General features: G+C 40.2%; 3 protein-coding genes. All 3 read right to left on the bottom strand.

Features of this window, described 5'->3' with window-relative positions:
* On the bottom strand, positions 1-442 hold a 442-nt coding region (gene truD / locus AMDU4_RS09910; protein WP_290704950.1), incomplete at its 3' end, for a tRNA pseudouridine(13) synthase TruD.
* 79 nt (positions 443-521) lie between these two features.
* Positions 522-773 carry a hypothetical protein gene (locus tag AMDU4_RS09905; protein ID WP_021787846.1) on the bottom strand — a complete coding sequence of 84 codons (252 nt, stop codon included), beginning with the start codon at positions 771-773 and terminating at the stop codon, positions 522-524.
* Positions 774-832: 59 nt separating this feature from the next.
* The coding region (locus AMDU4_RS09900; RefSeq protein ID WP_021787845.1) for an IMP dehydrogenase at positions 833-1,620 on the bottom strand (788 nt) is incomplete at its 5' end.

Genomic DNA, 1,620 nt, shown 5'->3' with positions numbered 1-1,620 from the left:
CTCCTATGCGGGCAGTATTATCATCATCAGACTGTATGTCTATTATGAATTCGTTCCCCAGTAAATCACCCAGTTTGATCATTTTGTCGGTCCTGAATGTTGAAATGATCTCGGCATCGCCTATATTGAGATTGGCAATTTCCATGCTTTCAGGTAAATTTATACAGAAATACTGTGTGGTTATGCCTATTTTATCCTTTGTTCCTGCATATGTTATCCGTTTATTGCTTATATGCAATTGATCAGCAAGGCGCATCAAAAATTTGTTGGTATCCCAGTTTCTCAGGCGTACCTTTAAAATTGTATATTTGCCATGGTTGTTTTCCGGAATTTCTACTGGTATTTCGTTTACAGTAAAACTTTCAGGATCATATTTAATTTTCCCGGGTATGCCAGGAATCCTGGTAGAGTACCCCTCTATGCCTATGATACTGTCAATCATAATCCCATATATGCAATAAATATAATAAGAGACCGAATGTTTTTAAAATTCTAATAATATGACCGTGGCGAGAACAGATTCAGTTCCTGACATAGTAATAAACGTGTTCCAGGAAACCATCCTGAACTTTTTTTGTTCCGAGAACGTTCTTATCTACCATTTCATTAAGAAGAAATTCCAGTTCATTTTCAACCAGTATCTGGGCTCCAATTTTTAGATATCCTGCCCGGGAATGATCTGATGTGCTGTATTTTCCAATCATTTCATCAGCTATCTGATCCTGTGTCATTTCCCTGTAGCCCAATATTTCTACTATATTGTCCTGATCCATATATATTAGAAAATGTATCTGGTTATAAATAGTTTTCAATTGTGATAATAATTTATATTTCAGTAGACGTCAAAATTCTGGTAGTTAGGCGGCTCTGAAACAATGCGTATATCGTGTGGGTGACTTTCCTTTAAGCCATTGTTGGTGATTTTTACAAATACTGCTTTTTCTTTAAGCTGTTCTATATTTTCTGCACCCAGATAGCCCATACCTGTTTTTATTCCACCGACAAATTGGAACAGATTTTCAGAAACCTTCCCCCTATAGGGAACAGATCCCTCAACGCCCTCTGCTATAAATTCATTGGAACCAAGTTTTCCGTAACGGTCTGATTTGCCCGCTTTTATGGCACCTATGGACCCCATGCCCCTGTATGCCTTGTATTTCCTGCCATTTATGATCATTTCTGTACCAGGGCTTTCCTCTGTGCCTGCCAGAAGTGAGCCGAGCATAACTGTGGAAGCTCCGGCAGCCAGAGCCTTTATCATGTCTCCAGAATACCTGATTCCTCCATCAGCGATTATGGGTATACCATGTTCCCCAGCTACGTCCGCCACATCTGATATTGCCGTCAGCTGTGGAACCCCAACTCCTGCCACAATTCTTGTTGTGCAGATAGAACCTGGCCCTATTCCAACCCTCAGGCCATCGACCCCCATGGATATAAGATCCTCTGCAGCCTCTGCGGTTGCAATGTTTCCTGCTATTATATCTATATGTATTGCCTTTCTTATTTTCTTAAGTGAAGAAATGACATTCCTGTTATGTGCATGTGCAGTGTCGATTACTAGAAAATCTGATCCGGCATTTTCAAGGTTTATTGCCCTGTCTATATCATAGGCGCCAA

This window comes from Ferroplasma sp. Type II (assembly GCF_000496155.1).
The sequence above is the reverse complement of the archived record's forward strand: the minus strand, read 5'-3'. Positions and strand labels throughout refer to the sequence as shown.